At 38.7% G+C, this 2880-nt stretch carries 1 protein-coding gene and 1 tRNA gene; one reads left to right on the top strand and one right to left on the bottom strand.

The annotated features are described in order from the left end of the window. The first annotated feature begins 16 nt into the window (after positions 1-16). Positions 17-103: transfer RNA gene (locus CWB78_RS18170), tRNA-Leu, on the top strand. 938 nt (positions 104-1041) lie between these two features. Here the strand turns inward: CWB78_RS18170 and CWB78_RS18165 are convergent. Then, entirely contained in the window at positions 1042-2460 is a 1419-nt protein-coding gene (locus CWB78_RS18165) for an alanine/glycine:cation symporter family protein (protein ID WP_010391487.1), read from the bottom strand. Positions 2461-2880: the final 420 nt, after the last annotated feature.

The following is a 2880-nucleotide window of genomic DNA, read 5'->3' as shown; positions in this document are numbered from 1 at the left end:
TATTAGCAAACTCGATGCCCGAGTGGTGGAATTGGTAGACACAAGGGATTTAAAATCCCTCGACTAACAAGTCGTGCCGGTTCAAGTCCGGCCTCGGGCACCACTTTATACTTTCCTTGTTTATTCTAGTTTAACCATTATTTTATTAAACCATTAATTATAAAATCGCATCATCAAACTAGTATCTTATTCCTTACACTAAATTACTACGTTTGTTTGAGATCTTTAAGTCTCACATTTTTCAAAAGCTTATCCCATCAATATATTACCACTGATCATTTTTATAGCTCAAACCTGACGCTAGCTACGGAAAAAACCTCTCATTTAGAACAAAATACTAAATTTAAGTTTTGCTATCGATAAGATTTTCATACCTCACAATAGAGTACTAATATTAAGCTATTTATATAAAAGCAGTGGTACAAGGCTCTTAAATGGAAGTGGTGGCTGTGCTTCGTTTGATACATAAGCGAAAGTCGGCATAAGCTTATTTCTATTAACACCATTACAATGCCACAAAATGTATTAAGAGCGTTGATGTAAACTGTTTAACTAATCGCTTATAAGGGATATGAGAAGCTTGATGATGCTAATGTGTTTGATTGGGTCTCACTAGGTGGGTACTGCTATGAGTAATATAATACCAATCCGCAATAATACGTAATCATTTTACGGGGCTAAACGTGTCACTAGCTGCGTTAAAAAAGTCTCATTTAGAACAACTAAATAGCAAATTTTTTGCCTAGCTATCAACACGTTTTTCCAGCCTCAAAATAGACCACTTAATTAAGCGAATTGGTATAAAGACGAGGCTTATACCAATCCGCAATAATACTTAATCATTTTGAGAGTCGAAACTTGACGCTAATTACGTTAAAAATTCCTCATATAGAACAACTAAACATCGAAATTGTTGCTTTGCTATTAACACGATTTCTCTACCTCAAAATAGACTACTTAATTAAACGAATGGGTACTAGACAATAAAAAACCCGAAATGGCCATGGCCGTTTCGGGTTTTTAACTTAAATCTATTTAAAGTTATTTGTGCCAAATACCTTTCGGAATAGTTTTATTAAGCTTGTTGTTTTTACTTGGATCAAACGTCGGTAACTTTCCAGCACGTCGTTGAGCGTTGTAATCTTTGGCAAGCCATACCACAACTCCTGAGAGCATAAATAGCGCGATTACGTTTACAATCGCCATTAGGCCCATAGACACATCAGCTAGAGTCCACACTAATGGTAATTCACCAAGGGCACCAAACATCACCATACCTAACACTAATAATCTGAAGATCAGCATGCCAGATGCATGGTTATGCTCTAAAAACAATAAGTTCGTTTCTGCATAAGAATAGTTAGCTACAATTGATGTAAAAGCAAAAAACAAAATAGCGACGGCAACAAATATTGCACCCCAGCTACCAACATGCTCCTCAAGCGCTGCTTGTGTAAGTGCTATACCCGTTACATCAGAGCCTGGTACTAACTGTTCTGATAATAAAATAAGAGCAGCGGTAGCTGTACAAATTATAATGGTATCTACAAAGACACCTAGCATTTGTACATAACCTTGTGATGCAGGGTGAGGTGGGTTAGGAGTTGCAGTTGCTGCAGCGTTAGCTGCGCTACCCATACCCGCTTCGTTTGAGAATAATCCGCGCTTGATCCCTTGGATCATTGCTTGCATTACACCATAACCAATTGCACCAGCGCCAGCTTGTTCAAGACCAAAAGCACTTCTAATTACATGCATAAACACATCAGGCAACTCAGTGTAATTTACAGCACATATATATAGTGCAACAATTAAGTAGGCAGCGGCCATAAATGGCACTGCTAATTCAGCAAATCGTGAAATTGTTTTTAGGCCACCAAATATGATGATGCCTGAACCAATTACAAGTGCAATACCTACTATATAGTTAGGAATACCAAAGGCGACTTCAAAAGCTGCAGCGATAGAGTTTGACTGTACCGCATTAAAAACTAATCCAAAGGCTAAAATTAAACATAGTGAGAACACGATGCCCATCCAGCGCTTGCCAAGTCCGTATTCCATATAATAAGCAGGGCCTCCACGGAAGTTGCCTTCTTCATCGCGTATTTTGTAAGCTTGAGCCAATGTGCTTTCTGCAAAACTAGTGGCCATACCGATCAAAGCAATTAACCACATCCAAAAAATAGCACCAGCACCACCTAAATAAAGTGCGACTGCAACACCTGCCATATTACCGGTACCAACACGGGCTGCTAAAGAAGTACAGAAAGCTTGAAAAGAGGAAATACCGCCATCTGACCCTTGGCGACTTTGAAACATGACTTTAATCATGTGTGGGAATTGTACAAATTGGATGAAACCAAGACGTATGGTAAAAAATAGCCCAGCGGCTATTAATAAGTACACTAAAATATGACCCCATAAGAGACCACTTATACTATTTATTATATCTGTCATGTGTGTTGCCTAGTGAACGAGTTGTAAATATGCGCCGCAACTTACCACAAGCAAGGTAAATAGTTTAGTAAACAGCGCAAAAAAATGAGTTATCCACAGGGTTTTGTGGGTATCTTGTGTGTCTGGGTGGGGTATCTTTGGGGTAAAAATTAAATGCAAAAAACCGTTTAAAAACGCTTGCGTTAAAATCGATTCGCCCTATAATGCGACCCAACTGAGACGGGGAACGCCAACGCATAGCGAGGCACGAGCTACTCAGTGAGTCGAGTAAAACTTAGTTTCGAAAAATTTCAAGTTTAACAAAATTAAGTGTTGACAAAAAAATAGGAAAGCGTAATATGCGCAGCCCTAGCGAGATAAAGTTTAACGCTTTAATCGCAACGTTCTTTAACAATATAAAGCAATCATCAGTGTGGGCAC

This window comes from Pseudoalteromonas sp. S1612 (assembly GCF_005887175.1).
Taxonomy (GTDB): Bacteria; Pseudomonadota; Gammaproteobacteria; order Enterobacterales; family Alteromonadaceae; genus Pseudoalteromonas; species Pseudoalteromonas undina.
This window is presented reverse-complemented; position numbering and strand designations above follow the sequence as displayed.